The sequence below is a fragment of the Kitasatospora sp. NPDC059817 genome (genome assembly GCF_042731835.1).
In the GTDB taxonomy this organism is placed as follows: domain Bacteria; phylum Actinomycetota; class Actinomycetes; order Streptomycetales; family Streptomycetaceae; genus Kitasatospora.
Genome location: NZ_JBHWIR010000055.1, coordinates 23,475 through 39,423 on the forward strand (window position 1 = coordinate 23,475; position 15,949 = coordinate 39,423).

The window sequence follows — 15,949 nt, forward strand, 5'->3', positions numbered from 1 at the left end:
GGTGTGGGGAGCCCCGCCGCCGTAACGGTCGACGACCGGTCGACCGGACAGGGCCTAGATGAAGCCGTCCAGCTCGCGCAGCAGCGCGGCCTTCGGACGGGCACCGGTGATGGACTTCACCGGCTCGCCGCCCTTGTAGAGGATCAGGGTCGGGATCGAGATGACGCCGTACTGGGCGGCGGTCGCCTGGTTGGCGTCCACGTCCAGCTTGGCGATGGTCAGCTTGTCGCTGTGCTCGGAAGCGATCTCGTCCAGGATCGGGGCGACCTGGCGGCACGGGCCGCACCAGGTGGCCCAGAAGTCGACCAGCACGGGCTTGTCGCTGTCCAGGACGTCGGCCTTGAACGTCGCGTCGGTGACGGTGGTGGTGGCGCCGGCCACGGGAACTCCTCGGGTTCGGACGGAGGGGGCTGCTGCCAGGTGAACAACGGGCGGGCCCGTTCTGTTTCGCCCTGGCCGGGGCGGGGGTGTTTCACGTGAAACGGGTGTCACACCCCCGCGGGGGTCGGTCGGTGGCGAGGGGGTCAGACCGCCACGGCGGCGGTGGCCTTGGCCTCCAGGTCGTCCAGGGCGGCGAGGTAGCGCTCGGCGTCCAGGGCGGCGGAGCAGCCGGTGCCGGAGGCCGTGATGGCCTGGCGGTAGGTGTGGTCCACGACGTCGCCGGCGCCGAACACGCCCGGGATGTTGGTCCGGGTCGAGGGCGCCTCGACCTTGAGGTAGCCCTCCGCGTCGAGGTCCAGCTGGCCCTTGAACAGGTCGGTGCGCGGGTCGTGGCCGATCGCGATGAACAGGCCGGTGACGGCCAGCTCGCGGGTCTCGCCGGTGGTGGTGTCGCGCAGGGTCACGCCGCTCAGCTTCGGGTCGCCGTGGATGGCCTCGACCGCGCTGTCCCACTCGAAGCGGATCTTCTCGTCGGCGAAGGCGCGCTCCTGCATCGCCTTGGAGGCGCGCAGGCTGTCCCGGCGGTGGATGATCGTGACGCTCTTGGCGAAGCGGGAGAGGAAGGTCGCCTCCTCCAGGGCGGTGTCGCCGCCGCCGACCACGGCGATGTCCTGGTCGCGGAAGAAGAAGCCGTCACAGGTGGCGCACCAGGAGACACCGCGGCCGGAGAGCTTGTCCTCGTTCGGCAGGCCCAGCTTGCGGTGCTGGGAGCCGGTGGTGACGATCACGGCGCGCGCCCGGTGCACGTTGCCCTCGGAGTCGGTGACGGTCTTGATGTCACCGGTGAGGTCGACCGAGACGATGTCGTCCGGGATCAGCTCGGCGCCGAAGCGCTCGGCCTGCGCCCGCATGCTGTCCATCAGCTCGGGGCCCATGATGCCGTCCCGGAAGCCCGGGAAGTTCTCGACCTCGGTGGTGTTCATCAGGGCGCCGCCGGCGGTGACGGCCCCCTCGAAGACCAGCGGCTTGAGGGAGGCCCGCGCCGTGTAGAGCGCGGCCGTGTAGCCGGCCGGGCCGGAACCGATGATGATCACGTTACGGACGTCGCTCACTGCATCTCCTGGTTCGCATCGCGACCCGCGCTAGGTGCGGGGAGGGCGGTTCTGCTCCGCCGCCCGGGACAACGACTGACCAGTGTCTCGCATTCCCAGGCGGATCAGTACCAGGCGACCGCACTGTGGGAGCGGCGCGGCGCCCTGCTCGTCGATCGCATGGGAACGGAGCCCGGATCCCCTGGGCGCCCGCCCCGGGACGTCAACGGGTGGGCACGGTGCGCTGCAGCACGACCGGGCCGCAGTCGGGGGAGCGCAGGTAGACGTCCGCGAACCCGGGCCGGCCGGGCGCCGGGTAGACCAGGACCTCGACCGGGGCGCCCGCGTAGCTGCCGTGGTCGGTGGCCAGCGGCACGCCCTCGGCGAGGGCCTGGCAGGACGGCGGGGAGGACGGTGGGGAGGCCTGGGTGGTGAGCTCCTGGCGGCCGTCGGCGGGCATCGCGGCGGAGGGCTTGGCGGGCCCGGTCGGGCGCAGCCCGGGGGCGGTGCCCGACCGGGCCAGCAGCTGCTGGATCTGGGCGGCGAGCTGGTCGTCCCGGTAGGTCGGGCCGGCCCCTGCGGCGTGGTCGGCGCGGGGGCTCTGCGCTGTGCCGGGGCTTGCGCCGGTGCCGAGGGAGGCGGAGGCGGGGGCGCCGGCGGACAGGGTCGGGTGCTGGTCGTCCTGGTCGGCCGGGTGCAGCAGCAGGGCTGCGCCGAGGGCGATGGCGGCCAGGGCGGCGGTCGCGCCGAGCAGCAGGCCGGCGCGCCGCCGCCGGGGGCGGGGGCGGCCCGGGCCGGTGGGCGCGGCGGGCCGGGGAGGGGGTGCGGCGGGCGCCGCGGCGGCCCGGGGGGGCAGGGTGGGGGTGGCGGCCCGGGAGGCCGCGAGGGGGGCGTTCTCGGCCTCCTCCTCCGTCGCTGCGGAGGCGGCGGCCGCGGCGAGGGCGGCGTCCAGCCGGGCGGCGACGTCGGCGGGCATCGGCGGGGCCTCGACGGCGCCGAGCAGTGCCTGGACCTCGCCGAGCGCGTCGGCGGTCTCGCGGCACTCGGCGCAGTCGTCCAGGTGCCGGCGCAGCGTCCGGGCGGCGTCGGCGGACTCGACCAGCCCCTCGGCGAGGTCGGCGAGCTCGTCGACGGAGGGGTGGGCCTCGGCGGGGCCGGTGGGGCCGGAGGAGGAGAGGTGGGCCGTCATCGCGTGCTCGCGTCTCCTTCCAGAACCGTCCGACCGGTGTTCGGGCCTGTCCCTGTGACGGTGCGGGTGCCCGTCGGGTTCCCCGGCGCGTTCCGCCGAGGTGGCGCGGCCGCGCCGGGGGCGTTCGGTGTTTCACGTGAAACATCCGGCCCGCCACCGCCGCTCTCGCGCAGATGGCGGACCAGCGGGAGCAGCCGGGCCCGGCCCCGGGCGCAGCGGCTCTTCACCGTGCCCACCGGGACGCCCAGCAGCTCGGCGGCCTCGGCGACGGGGTAGCCCTGCATGTCGACCAGGACGAGTGCGGCCCGCTGCTCGGCGGGCAGTTCGGCGAGCGCCGCGGCCAGCTCGCGCTGCACCTCGGCCCGGACCACCGGGGAGTCGGCCGGTTCCGCGGCGCCGACCAGGGTGTCCAGGCGCCGCGGGTCCTCGTCGAGCGGGGTGGTGCGGCGGGTGGCGCTGCGCCGGGCGCGGTCCAGACAGGCGTTGACCACGATCCGGTGCAGCCAGGTGGTGACCGCCGAGCGGCCCTGGAAGCCGGGGGCGGCGCGGAAGGCGGAGACCAGGGCGTCCTGGAGGGCGTCGGCGGCCTCCTCGCGGTCGCCCAGGGTGCGCAGGGCGACCGCCCAGAGCCGGTCGCGGTGGCGGTTCACCAGGAGGCCGAAGGCGTCCGGGTCGCCGGCGACGTGCCGGGCGAGCAGCGCCGCGTCGTCCTCCGCCACCGTCACCCCTCGCCCCCCTCGCCGTCGTTCCGCAGGCCGGACCTGCGGTCAGCCGGAGACCTTGACCTCGGCGACCTGCCCGCGGAACTTGCCATCCGTATCCTTCGGCAGGCTGGTCAGCCAGATCAAGAGGTAGCGGGTGTTCGTTGGGGCGCTGAGGGTGAAGTCGACGTTGCTGCCGCTCTTCTTCCCCGCGACCGTGAAGGAGGTCAGCGGCGCCTTCTGCGGGTTGTCCGCCGCCTGGGCGTTCGGGATCCGCAGCTCGGCCGTGGTGGTGCCGACGAACTGGACGTTCACCGAGCTGACGGCGTGCGACGAGCCGAGATCGATCAGCAGGCCGGTGCCCTCCTTGTAGCCGCCCGGGACGAACTGGTCGTCGTAGCCGTAGGTCGGCCAGCTCGTGCTGGGGTCGCCGTCGATGGCCTTGGGGAGGGCCCAGGCGGATTCCGCCGAATCGCCCTTCGGGTTGTACGAGAGGGCGGCCTTGGGCGCGATCGGCGTCGGGTTGTGGGTGCTGGCCTGCGGGGTCGGTGCGTCGCTGGTGGCCGAGGTCTGCGGGGGGGTGGTCGGGCTGGTGTTGCGCAGGGTGTCCACGAACTGCCAGGAGGCGACGCCGATGGCGCCCAGGGCGACCGTCCAGGCCGTCGCCTTGATCACCCGGCGCAGCCGTCGCCGGGTGCGCCGGCTCGCGGTCGGCCGGGACGAGGCGGGCAGCGGGGCGACCGCCGGGTCGGCCACCCGGGTCGGGTTGGGCGCGGTCGGCAGCGCGTGGGTGTTGTGCCGGGGCGGGGCCGGGAAGGGGGGCAGCTCCGGTTCGGGCTGGCGGATCCGGGGCATCTGCGCGATCGCCCGGGTCAGCTCCTCCGGGGTGGTGATCGGCTCGGCGTGGTGCGGCGGGTGGTCGAACAGGGCCCGCGCGGCCAGCTCGGACAGGCCCTTGTGGACGCCCGCGCGGACCTGGTCCGGCGCGGCGTTCTGGAGGCCCTTGGGCAGGCCCTGGAGGTCGTAGCGGTCCTCCGGGTAGGGCCAGCGGTGGGTGAGCGCGGCGAACAGCAGGGCGCCGATCGCGCGGGTGTCGGTGCGCTCGGAGCCGTCGGTGCCGTCCTCGTCGGGCAGCCCGCGCAGGGCGGCGTCCACCGCGATGCCGTTGATCCGGTACTGGCCGCTGTCGGTGCGCAGCACGCAGCGCGGGGTGAGCCGCAGGTGGGCCTGGCCGCGCCGGTGGGCGGCGGCGACCGCGTCGGTCACCTGGCGGACCATCTGGTACGCCTCGTGCGGCTCCATCGGGCCGTCGGCGAGCAGCTTGGCGAGGTCGGAGGCGTGCGGCAGCCACTCCCGCACGATGTAGACCAGCTCGCCCTCCTGGACGGCGTCCAGGACCTGGACGAAGCGCGGGTCGCCGAGCAGGGCGGCGGACTTGGCGGCGGCGAGCACCTTGCGGGCGCGCTGGTGGCCGGAGGCCATCAGGTGGACGCCGACGGCCCGGCGCAGCTTCTCGTCGACCGCGCGCCAGCTGCTGAAGGTCTCGGTCTGGGAGATGCACTCCTCCAGCCGGTACCGGTGGCCGATCGTGTCGCCGCTGTGCCGCAGCGGGGCGGGGAGGGTGCGGGGCAGGGTGGCGGTGTCGCGCGGGTCGACGGTGGGCTGCGGGTCGGTGGGGCGGCGCTTGGCGGCCGCGGGCTCCGGGGCGGCGGGCTTGCGCCGGGCGGTGCCGCCGGCGGCCAGCTCGGCGGCGATCTCGTGGACCGAAAGCGGAGCGGTGATCTCCGAGGTCTCCTCGCCGCGGGGGGCGTCCTGGCCGGCGTCGGAGAGGTCGGAGGGCTCGGAGGGGTCGGCGGGGTCGGTGTCCGGGTCCGGGTCGGCGGCCATCGGGGTGTCCGGGGCGGCGCCCCGGTCCTCGGAGGCGTCCTGGGAGGAGGCGTCGGCGACGGCGCCCGCCGGGGCTGCCTTCCCCGCCGTGAGCTCGTCGATCGCCGCGGCCAGTGCGGCCTCGTCCGCCGCCGCGTCAGCTGCTGACGTGTCGACGACCGCCTTGGTGCCATCAGCCACCGTGGTCCTGCCTCCCCTTGTGTCGCCCCGGCTTGAGAGAGTCGCTGGAGCCCGCGGGTTGGCGGCCACGTGCTCCAGGACAATTGTGCCCACTCTTCTCCACCGAGTACGACCGCTGAGGGGCGCGCTCGGTTGCGTGCTGGTGGAGAGATGTGGTGCAGATCCGACACCGGGCCGCCATCTCGCGGCCCGGGCGGAGCCGGGCGCGGGCGGCGGCCCGGCACCCGGCCGGACGGGCGGAGGAGCTGGTGGCTCCCGTCGACACCCGGTCAGGGCGTCCGCTCGTCCGGTCGGTCGGTGTGGTGGATCAGCGGCCCAGCCGGCCGCGCACCATGCCGAGCATGGCGTTGAGCTCCTCGATCCGCAGGCGCTTCGCGATGAGCACGAACACGGCCAGCTGGAGGCCGCCGCCCGCGACGAGGGACAGCACGCTGCCCAGCCAGCCGTCCAGCACCTGCTGGACCGCCAGGCTGACGCCGAGGCCGACCAGCGCGGACGGCACGCCGGCGGTGGCCAGCCGACTGTAGGTCTTGCCGATCCGCTTGCTGTCCAGCCCGCCGATCTTCTTCTTCAACTTCGGCAGTGCGACCGTCACCCCGACGGCGTAGGCCAGACCATAGCCGAAGGACATCCCGATCACGGCCCACTGGGCGGGCAGCGTGAACCAGCAGACCACCGAGAACCCGGCCTGGCAGACCGCGACCCAGACGGTGTTGGAGAACGGTGTCCGGGTGTCCTCGTAGGCGTAGAAGCCGCGCAGCATGACGTACTGGGCCGAGTACGGGATCAGCCCGAGCGCGAAGGCCGAGAGCATCAGGCCGACGTTGGAGGCGTTGTCCAGGGCCCGGTCACCGCCGCCGATCCCGTAGATCGAGCGGGCGATCGCCGGGCCGAGCGACAGGAACAGGAAGGCGCCCGGGACGACCGCCACCGCGGTGGTGCGCAGCCCGTACGACAGGTCGTCGCGGACGGCGCCGGCGTCCTCGTCGGCCGCCGCCCGGGAGAGCCGGGGGAGCACCGCGCTCATGATCGAGACGGTGATCACGGCCTGCGGGAGCTGCCAGATCAGCAGGGCGTTGGAGAACGCCGCGAGGCCGACGCCCTCGTGGCCGCCCTTCTCGGCGGCGCTGCCGGCGGCGGTGGCCAGCTGGGTGATGACCAGGAAGCCGGCCTGGTTGGCGAGCACGAAGAAGAAGGTCCACTTGGCCAGCCGGGCGGCCTTGCCCAGGCCGTGGCCGCGCCAGTCGAAGCGCGGCCGGTAGCGGAAGCCGGCCGACCGCAGGTACGGGATCATCGCCAGCGACTGGACGACCAGGCCGAGCAGGGTGCCGAGGCCGAGCAGCCGGACGCCCTCGGGCGAGATGCCCTCGGGCGTCACGTGCGTGCCGCTGTAGCCGCCGTACACCCAGATGTAGGCGCCGAAGGTGAAGATCACCACGATGTTGTTGAGGACCGGGGTCCACATCATCGCGCCGAACCGGCCGCGGGCGTTGAGGATCTGCCCCATCACCACGTGGACGCCCATGAAGAAGATGGTCGGCAGGCAGTACCGGGCCAGCGCGACCGTGGTCTCGGCGCGGTCCGCGTTCTCCATCATCGAGTGCGAGATCAGCTGCACCAGCAGCGGTGCCCCGAGCACCGCGAGGAACACCACGCCGCCGAGCCCGACCATCACCAGGGTGAGCAGCCGGTTGGCGTACGCGGTGCCGCCGTCCTCGTCGTTCTTCATGCTGCGCACCAGCTGCGGCACGAAGACGGCGTTCAGCGCGCCGCCGCCGATCAGGATGTACAGCAGGGTCGGCAGGGTGTAGGCGGCGTTGTACGAGTCGCCCATGGCGGCGACGCCGATGGCGGCGGTGATCACCATGGTCCGGACGAAGCCGGTGCCGCGGGAGACCAGCGTGCCAGCCGCCATGATCGCGCTGGAGTTCAGCAGGCTCGCGACCTTGCCGCCGCCGGCCGCCGGGGCGGGCTCGGCCGCGGGCGCCGGCTGTGCGGCGCGCTCCTCGGCGACGAGGTCCGCCAGCGGCTCCACCGCCGGCGGCACCGCCACGGCGGCCACCTGCATGGTGGCCTCGTCCTCGGAGAGCGGCGGGTCGAACTCGATCGGGGGGACGAAGGGGCGGTGCCCGTCCGGGCCGGCGTACTGCTGCTGCCCCGGGTAGCCGCCCACCGGCGGGTACGGCGAGGCGGCAGCGGGGGGCGGGGGCGCGACCGGCGGTGCCATCGGGTGCACCGGGGCGGGCGGGGGCACCGGCGGCTGGGCCGCCGCCTGCGCCTGGTGGCCGCCGAACAGCGCGTCCACCCCGACGTACTCGGTGGTCTCGCTGTCCCAGGTCGAGTGCGCCGGGCCCGGCTCCCACTGCGGCCGGGGCTGCTCCGGGCCGCCCCACTGGCCGCCGCCGGCCGGGGCCGGGGCCTCCTGCCAGGCGGCCTGCACCGGGGTGTCCCAGCCGGGCTGCACGGGCGGCACCGGGGCCGCGAACGGCGTCGGCGCCGAGTACTGCGCCGGCGGCACCGGCGTCGGGTAGCCGCCGCCCTGCGGCGGCAGCTGCGGCGGCACGTCGTACGCGGTGGCCGGCGGCTGAGGTGCCGCGGGCCGGTCGGCCCGCAGACCGTACGGGTCCTGGCCGGCCTGCGGGTTCCCGTACGCGTCGGCCGCGTACGGGTCCTGGGCGTAGGTGTCGGCCACGTACCAGTCGCCGGACGGCGACTCGGCGCCCGGCCGGTTCTCACCGCGGCCCGGCGGCCGCTCCTCGCTGCGCCCGGTCATGTCACCTCTTCGCTGTCGTGGGGGAGGCCGGCCCGGCGTTGCGGGGGGTCGGCGGTATCAAGGACCAACCTTCTCATCACTGGCGGTCCGATCCCGGCCATCCGCGTTGCTGCCGCGCGGTGTCTGCGCGGGGCCGGCCTCGGCGGATCCGCCGCCGGAGCCGTCTTCGGGGCCGCCGCCGGGGCCGTTCCCGGAGGGTTCGCCGGCACCGCCCCCGGCCTCGCCGTCGGGCTTCTCCCCGCTCGCGTCCCCGCCAGCGTCCCGCGCCCCGTCCCGGGCCTCGTCCGCCGCCGGGGCCGGTGCGCCGTCCGCCGCCGGGCCGTCGACCGGCTGGTCGCCGTCGGTGTGCGGCTGCCCGGCCCGCCGCTTGCGCTGGCGCACGAAGCGCAGCGCGGCCAGCAGCAGCAGGGCGGCGCCGGCCGCGAAGACGTACAGCACGCCGTTGGTCACCGAGGTGACGTCCACCCTGAACTGCTGCGGTGCGCCGTACTTCTGCGGGTTGGGGCCGGTGGTCCAGAGCTGGGCGGTCATGTTGACCGGGCCGTTGTTGTGCGCCTCGGCGTTGAACCGGAGGGTGACGCTCTGGGAGGCGGGGATGACCAGTTCCTCCTCCTTGCCCACCCGCAGCCGGTTCGGCTGCGGCGAGGTGAGCACCAGCTTGAGGTTGGTGACGGTCTGGGTGAGGTCGTTGCGGACGCTGACCGGGAGCAGACCGGTGTTGCCGGCGAAGGTGACGACGTTCTTCTTCGGCACCCGGACGGCCCCGGTCAGTTCGTCCAGGTACTTGGCGACGTCCGCGCGGTAGGTGCTGCCGGCCGCCGCGTCGGTGCGCCACGCGGTGGACAGCGAGCGGACCATCGCGGCGCTGAACGGGCCGCGCACCCGCTGCGGCAGGGTGAGCACCCGCATCAGCGTGTCCAGGTTCTGCTGGATCTCGTCGGTGCTGCTCAGCTCGGCCGCGGACAGCTCCGAGGCGCGGACCTGGGCCGGGTAGTCGGCGGCCGCCGGGACGGCGGTGTTGGCCTTCTGGTCGGGCGAGGCCTGGGCCAGGGTGTCCAGCTTGACCGGGGCGAGCCACTTGTTGTCGGAGGCCGTCTGCAGGGCGTCCGCCAGCACCTTGGCGGTGCTCGCGGTCAGGTCGCGCGGTGGCATCACCAGCAGGCCGCGCTGGTTCTGCGGCTGCTCGTGGGTGATCGTGTAGGTCTCGGCGAGGAAGCGCTGGTTCGCCTTGGTCTGTGCCTGCGGGGTGGCGAGGTCGGTCTGGAACAGCGAGGAGACGGTCTCGTCGGCGACCACCGCGTTCTGCCCGCTGCCGATCGGGCGCACCGCGGTCGGGGTGTAGTTCATCGCGTCCGGCTCCGGCATGCTCGCGCCGTTGACCAGGACCAGGCCGTCGCCGGCCTGCTGGGCGATGCCCGCGATCTGCTGGTCGAGGTAGCCCTGGTACGGCCAGGCCACGTCCGAGCGGGTGTCGACGGACAGCCGCCCCTCGACGGTGAGCCGGCCGGCGGTGGCCGCCTTGCCCAGGGCGGTGCCCATCCCGGTCAGGTCGGCGCCGTTGTGCGCGATCGAGGCGAGGTCCGGGTCGGCGTAGGGCAGTGACACCACCTGGCCGCCCGGCTTGGCGACGGCGGCCCGCAGCTTGTCCAGCCAGGCCGTGGCGGCGGCCTGGCCGGTGCCGGGGACGGTGTTGTCGTCCTTGGCGGGCTTGCCGACGTCCTGGCCCGGCTTCTGTACCCGGTACGGCCTGGTCATCGCGAACGCGGTGTCCAGCAGGTCCGGGTCGACCACCCAGGTCAGCCCGGTCATCTTGGCCCCGGTGTCGACCAGCTCGTACAGCCGGCCGCCCGGGGAGAACTCGGCGGTCAGGCTGTCGTCGCGCAGGACGGGGACGGGCTGGTCGTTGTCGGAGTAGGTCTGCGCGGCCAGTACCGGCGCGTGCACCAGCGGCCAGAGCGTGGTGACCTTGCTGGGCTGCGCCTCGGCGCCGCCCGGGTTGTACGGCAGGAAGGTCCGGGCGATGCCCAGCGGCCGGTCGCGCTGGTTGTCGGCGGTCGAGCCCCAGGCGTCCACCGCGAGCTCGTAGACGCCGCTGTCGGACAGCCCGAGGTCGCTCACCGAGACGCTCAGGGTGTAGGGCTGGTTCTGGCCCGGACCCAGCTCCGGCAGGGCGTACTGCGGGCTGTCCAGCTCCACGCCGTCGGAGTTGGTCGGGCCGCTGCGGGTGGTCACCAGGGACAGGTCGCTGCGCCGCTGCAGCGGCTTGCTGGACAGCGGCTTGCGGACGGCCGCGTGGGCGTTCTTGACCGCGGCCTTGCCGGTGTTGGTGACGTGCCCGGTGATCTTCACGATGCCGTTCGGGCTGGCCACCTGCGGTGCCACCGTCTCGATGGTCATCTCCACCGGGTACTCGGCCGAGACGCCGTTGTCGGTGGTCGGCCGGACGCCGCCCCCGGCGGGTAGCGCCGCGGCCGGGGCGACCGCTGAGAACAGGGCCAGGGCGGCCCCGCAGGCGGCGGCGAGGCGGCGGGCCGCCTGCCCCGCGCGCCGCCCCGTGCCGTGCCCTTCGACGGGGCGTTGGGTCCTTCCGGGCCGTCGGTCCGCCCCCAGGCCCGAGTGCCGTGCCGGCTCACTCACTCGTTCCGCCCTCGCCGTTCTCGATCGCTCGCTGCTGATGCTGTTCGCTTGACGTTCTTCGCTCGACGCAGTTCGCCGCGCTGGTGCCGCGGGAGCTCCGCCGGCCACGGCGGCACGCGACACCGCATCCCCTGTCCGGTGCCCGAGACTCGTCCACCGGCATGGTAACGATGCAGCCCGCGGTGCAGTGTCGCGGGCCTTGGGGTGAGACGCCCAAAACGCGCGGGCGGTTGACCTGTCGGGCCACGTACTCTTGTGAGCCGTGTCCACTGCCAATGAGTCCACCGCGCACCTCGACCGTTCCAGCACCGCCGTCCAGGCCGTCCCAGGCCTGAGCGAGGCCCAGACCCTGGGGCTGCAAGAGCTGCTGCGGGTGTCGCCGGTGGCCGACGAGATCGCCCGTCGGTTCGAGGCGGCCGGCCACCGGCTGGCCCTGGTCGGCGGCTCGGTGCGGGACGCCCTGCTCGGCCGGCTCGGCAACGACCTGGACTTCACCACCGACGCCCGCCCGCAGCAGGTGCTCAGGCTGGTCAAGGGCTGGGCGGACGCGGTCTGGGACGTCGGCATCGCCTTCGGCACGGTCGGCGCCCGCAAGGACACCCCCGAGGGCTCCTTCCTGATCGAGATCACCACCTACCGCTCCGAGGCGTACGACCGGACCTCCCGCAAGCCCGAGGTCACCTACGGCGACACCATCGAGCAGGACCTGGTCCGCCGGGACTTCACCGTCAACGCGATGGCCGTCGACCTGCCCGGCCGCGGCTTCGTCGACCCGCACCACGGCCTGGACGACCTGGAGGCCCGGGTGCTGCGCACCCCCGCGACCCCCGAGGAGTCCTTCTCCGACGACCCGCTGCGGATGATGCGCGCCGCCCGCTTCGCCGCCCAGCTCGACTTCGAGCCGGCCCCCGAGGTCGTCGCCGCGATGACCGCGATGGCCGAGCGGATCACCATCGTGTCCGCCGAGCGCGTCCAGGCCGAGCTGAACAAGCTGCTGCTGGCCAAGCACCCGGTGAAGGGCCTGCGGCTGCTGGTCGACACCGGCCTGGCCGACCACGTGCTGCCCGAGCTGCCCGCACTGCGGCTGGAGCGCGACGAGCACCACCGGCACAAGGACGTCTACGAGCACTCGCTGACCGTCCTGGAACAGGCCGTCGACCTGGAGCAGGACGGCCCGGACCTCACCCTGCGGCTGGCCGCGCTGCTGCACGACATCGGCAAGCCGCGCACCCGCCGCTTCGAGTCGGACGGCCGGGTCTCCTTCCACCACCACGAGGTGGTCGGCGCCAAGATGACCCGCAAGCGGATGCGCGAGCTCAAGTACTCCAAGGAGCTCACCGAGGACGTCTCGCAGCTGGTCGAGCTGCACCTGCGCTTCCACGGCTACGGCGGCGGCGAGTGGACGGACTCCGCGGTGCGCCGCTACGTCACCGACGCCGGACCGCTGCTGGAGCGCCTGCACAAGCTCACCCGCTCCGACTGCACCACCCGCAACCGCAAGAAGGCGGCGGCGCTGTCGCGCACCTACGACGGCCTGGAGCAGCGGATCACCGAGCTGAAGGCCCAGGAGGAGCTGGACGCCGTCCGCCCGGCGCTGGACGGCAACCAGATCATGGAGCTGCTCGGGCTCAAGCCCGGCCCGCAGGTCGGCAAGGCGTACAAGCACATGCTCGAACTCCGGCTGGAGCACGGCCCGCTGGAGCACGACGCGGCGGTGGCCGCGCTGCGGGCCTGGTGGGCCGAGCAGCAGGGCTGAGAGGTGCTGCGAGGGGTGGTCCCGGCGTCGGCCGGGACCACCCCTCGGGCGTGCCGGGTCAGCCGTGGAGGCTCTGCAGGCAGAGCACGTAGTTGAGGGCCGGCAGGTTGGAGTAGGTGCGGGTGTAGGTGCTGTCCGACTTCGGCTGCTTCTCGCAGACCTTCTCGTCGGAGGTGGCCAGGTACTTGAAGACCACCTTGTACTGGGCGCGGGAGTCGCCGCAGGGCAGCATGGTGATCTTCGGGTTGGCGTCGTGGGTCGCGCCGGTGCCGTTCTCGTTGCGCAGGCAGTCGCCGGGGTTGGCCCGGTCGATGCTGTCGGCAGCGGTGCTGGGGGCGGTCGGCGGCGGCAGCGTGATGGTGGGCACCGGCGGCATGCTGAACGTCGGCGAGGGGAACGGCCGCGGCGTGTAGGTCGGCGGCGGCGAGAAGGTGGTCACCGGGGGCACCGTCACCGTCGGTATCGCGATCGGCGCGACCGGGTCGTCCTTCTTCGGGCCGAGCACCCCGGTAGCGGCCAGGACCAGCGTGACGACCACCGAGAGCGGCAGCAGCAGCATCAGCGCGTGCGGCCGCCGGCCCAGCGGGACGCCGGGGTCGAGCTGGGGGCCGTGGCTGCCCGGGACGGGCGGCGGCAGCCGCTTGACCTTGCCGTTGGCGGCGAGGTTCAGCAGCAGGGTGATCGGCGCCAGCAGCACCGACGCCGGGCTCCACCAGCCCTGGACCAGGGTGCGGGCGGACAGGTCGCGCACCGTCGCCGTCCCGCAGGTGCGGCAGAACGGGCCCGGCATCCGCAGCATCCGGTAGGCCAGGACCAGGCCCTGGTGGCCGCGGACGGTGGCGTCCACGGCCGGGAAGCCGCCGCAGAAGCGGCAGGCGGGCCCGTCCTGCGGCGCCGGTGGCGGGTACCCGTACCCGTAGCCGGGCGCGGGCTGCGGGGGGTAGCCGTACGGCTGGTCGGGCGGCGGCGGGGCGGTCGGGTAGCCGTAGCCGGGCGGCGGGCCCGGCGGCGGGGGCGGGGTCGGCCGGCCGTAGGGGTTGCCGGTGGCGTACGGGTTGCCGTCGTCGGGCGGCGGGGCGCCGTCCGGCAGCTGGGGCGGCGGAATGGACAAGAGGTCCCCCGGGGATGCGGTGGTGGTGGAGAGGTCAGGCCTTCCCCGGCAGCGGGGCGCCGGCCGGGGTCATCGGGCCGAGGCAGAGCACGTACCGCTTCTTGTTCCAGCGGCGTCCGCTCTTGCCCGAGACGGCGCTGGTGGTCTGCGGCGTTTGCCGGCAGCGGTTCACGTCGGTGGTGTCGCCGAACGTCGACAGGACCCGGTAATTCGCTTTGGCGTCAGTGCACTTGACGATCTCGACATCGCGGGTGCCGCTCACCCGGACGCAGTCGCCGGGCTTGGCGCTGCTGACGCTCGGGCCGCTGGCGAAGTAGCCGACGGCCAGCGCGAGGCAGCCGCCGACCAGGCCGACGATCCGCAGCTTCGCCTTGACGCCGCGCTTCGCGGAGGGCGCCTCGGCGGCGGAGGCGGGCGGCGGGTAGCCGTACGGACCGGCGGGCGGCTGCTGGCCGTACGGCGACTGGGCGCCGTAGCCGGGCGGCTGCTGGCCGTAGGCCGGGGGCGGTCCGAAGCCGGGCGGTGCGGGCTGGGGCGGTGCGGGCTGGGGTGGTCCGGGCTGGGGCGGTCCGAAGCCGGGCGGTGCGGGCTGGGGCTGCGACGGGATGTACGGCACCTGCCCGTACGGCGGGGCCGGCTGCGGGGGCGGCCCGTACGGCGGAGGTGGCCCGTACGGGCCGGGCGGTGTGCTCATCAGTTCGTCCCCCGAGGCCGAGTGCTGTCGCTCCGACAGGTCTGACGTACCTTAGCGACTCGGTCGGACGCCACCGTTCCGAGGGGCCGAGGGCCTTCAGGAGGCTCGGTCGCCGGGGAGCGGACCGTACCGCCGGGCGGAGCGCAGGTAGAGGAGCGCCGAGAGCCCGTACACCGCGGCGACCCCGACCACCACCACGACCGAGCGGCCGGAGAGCGGCAGCACCAGCGCCGTGACCAGGGCGGCGGTCACGAAGGCGACGTTGAACAGCACGTCGTAGATCGCGAAGACCCGGCCGCGGTACTCGTCCTCGACCGACTCCTGGACCACGGTGTCGGCGCAGATCTTGGTGCCCTGGGTGACCACCCCGAGCAGCAGCGCCGCGAGCAGGCAGGGCAGCAGGGTGAAGCTCAGGCCGAGCGCCGGGACGAAGACCACCGGGGCCGCCAGGCAGACCGTCAGCCAGCCGGCCAGGCCGAGCCGCCGGGTGCACCAGGGGCTGACCAGCGCGGCGACGAAGAACCCGGCGGCGGACAGGCCGACCGCCTGGCCGAGCGTGACCAGTCCGGCCGCGCTGTCGGACGGGTCGTTGAAGGTGTACCGGGCGAGCATCACCACGACCACGATCAGCACGCCGTAGCAGAACCGGGCCGCGGTGACGGCGGCCAGCGCGTGCACGGCGGGCCGGCAGTCCCGCACCAAGTGGCGCACGGCGGCGCCGAGTTCGACGGCGGCCCGGACCAGCGCCTGGCCGAGCGCCGGGCGGTCGCCGTGCTTCTCCGGGCCGAGCAGGTCGCGGTCCATCCGGCGGGCGGCCAGTGCGGCCGACAGGTAGAGCAGCGCGGCCACCGTGACCAGCGCGGCGTCGGCCTTCGGCCCGGGGGTCATCACCTGGTGCAGCAGGAAGCCGACCCCTCCGCCGGAGGCGGCGGCGACCGTGCCCAGCGTGGGGGAGAGCGCGTTGGCGGTGACCAGCTGGTCCTGCTCGACCACCCGGGGCAGGGCGGCGGACAGGCCGGCCAGGATGAACCGGTTGAGCGCGGTGACCAGCAGCGCCGAGGCGAAGAACAGCCAGGTCGGCGCCTCCGCCAGGAGCAGGGCGCCGGTGACGAGGCCGAGCCCGAAGCGGGCCAGGTTGCCGTAGTAGAGCACCTGGCGGCGGCGCCAGCGGTCCAGCAGCACCCCGGCGAACGGGCCGATCACCGAGAACGGCAGCAGCATCACGGCCAGCACCGAGGCGATGTCGGCGGGGGAGGACTGCTTCTCCGGGGAGAACACGACGTAGGCGGCGAGCGAGACCTGGAAGACGCCGTCCGAGAGCTGGGAGAGCACCCGGGCGGTCAGCAGCCGCCGGAAGTCCCGGCCGCGGAGCAGACCGAGAAGCGTGGCACGGTGTGCGGACTGGTGGGTGCTGCCGTTCTCGGTGATCGCCACCCGCCCAGAGTGCCATGGAACCGGCCGCGGGTTCACGTGAAACATTCGCCGAGAAACGGTGAAGGGCCCCCCCTCCCCCGATAGTGGGCGCCGCGCGCGGGGGGCGGGGGGGGCG

General features: G+C 74.2%; 11 protein-coding genes. 1 reads left to right on the top strand and 10 read right to left on the bottom strand.

What is annotated here, in order from left to right; translation table 11 throughout:
- Positions 1-54: 54 nt before the first annotated feature.
- The 7 genes from trxA to ACFV61_RS14600 form a co-directional block, all read right to left on the bottom strand.
- Entirely contained in the window at positions 55-381 is a 327-nt protein-coding gene (trxA, locus tag ACFV61_RS14570) for a thioredoxin (RefSeq protein WP_063348470.1), read from the bottom strand.
- A 143-nt stretch (positions 382-524) separates the two neighbouring features.
- The gene (gene trxB, locus ACFV61_RS14575) at positions 525-1,493 is read right to left on the bottom strand and encodes a thioredoxin-disulfide reductase (protein WP_063348471.1); all 969 of its coding nucleotides are present in this window, start codon (positions 1,491-1,493) and stop codon (positions 525-527) included.
- A 202-nt stretch (positions 1,494-1,695) separates the two neighbouring features.
- Positions 1,696-2,661 (bottom strand): hypothetical protein, encoded by a 966-nt coding sequence (locus ACFV61_RS14580; RefSeq protein ID WP_380491897.1) that lies wholly within the window; start codon positions 2,659-2,661, stop codon positions 1,696-1,698.
- Complete coding sequence (gene sigM / locus ACFV61_RS14585; RefSeq protein ID WP_380379737.1) at positions 2,658-3,386, bottom strand: RNA polymerase sigma factor SigM; 729 nt, start codon at positions 3,384-3,386, stop codon at positions 2,658-2,660. The genes ACFV61_RS14580 and sigM overlap by 4 nt, the downstream gene beginning before the upstream one ends.
- A 42-nt stretch (positions 3,387-3,428) precedes the next feature.
- Positions 3,429-5,429: a protein kinase family protein gene (locus tag ACFV61_RS14590; protein WP_380491899.1), complete on the bottom strand. Its 2,001-nt coding sequence runs from the start codon at positions 5,427-5,429 to the stop codon at positions 3,429-3,431.
- Positions 5,430-5,736: 307 nt separating this feature from the next.
- The gene (gene murJ / locus ACFV61_RS14595) at positions 5,737-8,202 is read right to left on the bottom strand and encodes a murein biosynthesis integral membrane protein MurJ (RefSeq protein ID WP_380491901.1); all 2,466 of its coding nucleotides are present in this window, start codon (positions 8,200-8,202) and stop codon (positions 5,737-5,739) included.
- A 57-nt stretch (positions 8,203-8,259) separates the two neighbouring features.
- The gene (locus ACFV61_RS14600; protein WP_380491903.1) at positions 8,260-10,839 is read right to left on the bottom strand and encodes a DUF6049 family protein; all 2,580 of its coding nucleotides are present in this window, start codon (positions 10,837-10,839) and stop codon (positions 8,260-8,262) included.
- A 355-nt stretch (positions 10,840-11,194) separates the two neighbouring features.
- On the opposite strand from ACFV61_RS14600, the gene ACFV61_RS14605 reads away from it, so the two are divergent.
- Complete coding sequence (locus ACFV61_RS14605) at positions 11,195-12,595, top strand: CCA tRNA nucleotidyltransferase (protein ID WP_380345967.1); 1,401 nt, start codon at positions 11,195-11,197, stop codon at positions 12,593-12,595.
- Between the two features lie 58 nt (positions 12,596-12,653).
- Here ACFV61_RS14605 and ACFV61_RS14610 read toward each other — a convergent pair whose 3' ends face one another.
- From ACFV61_RS14610 to ACFV61_RS14620, 3 genes are all read right to left on the bottom strand, one after another.
- Positions 12,654-13,706 (bottom strand): hypothetical protein, encoded by a 1,053-nt coding sequence (locus tag ACFV61_RS14610; RefSeq protein WP_380491905.1) that lies wholly within the window; start codon positions 13,704-13,706, stop codon positions 12,654-12,656.
- Between the two features lie 34 nt (positions 13,707-13,740).
- The gene (locus tag ACFV61_RS14615) at positions 13,741-14,400 is read right to left on the bottom strand and encodes a hypothetical protein (RefSeq protein ID WP_380491906.1); all 660 of its coding nucleotides are present in this window, start codon (positions 14,398-14,400) and stop codon (positions 13,741-13,743) included.
- Positions 14,401-14,496: 96 nt separating this feature from the next.
- Positions 14,497-15,834, bottom strand: coding sequence for an MFS transporter (locus ACFV61_RS14620; RefSeq protein ID WP_380345962.1), 1,338 nt, complete (start codon positions 15,832-15,834; stop codon positions 14,497-14,499).
- Positions 15,835-15,949 lie beyond the last annotated feature (115 nt).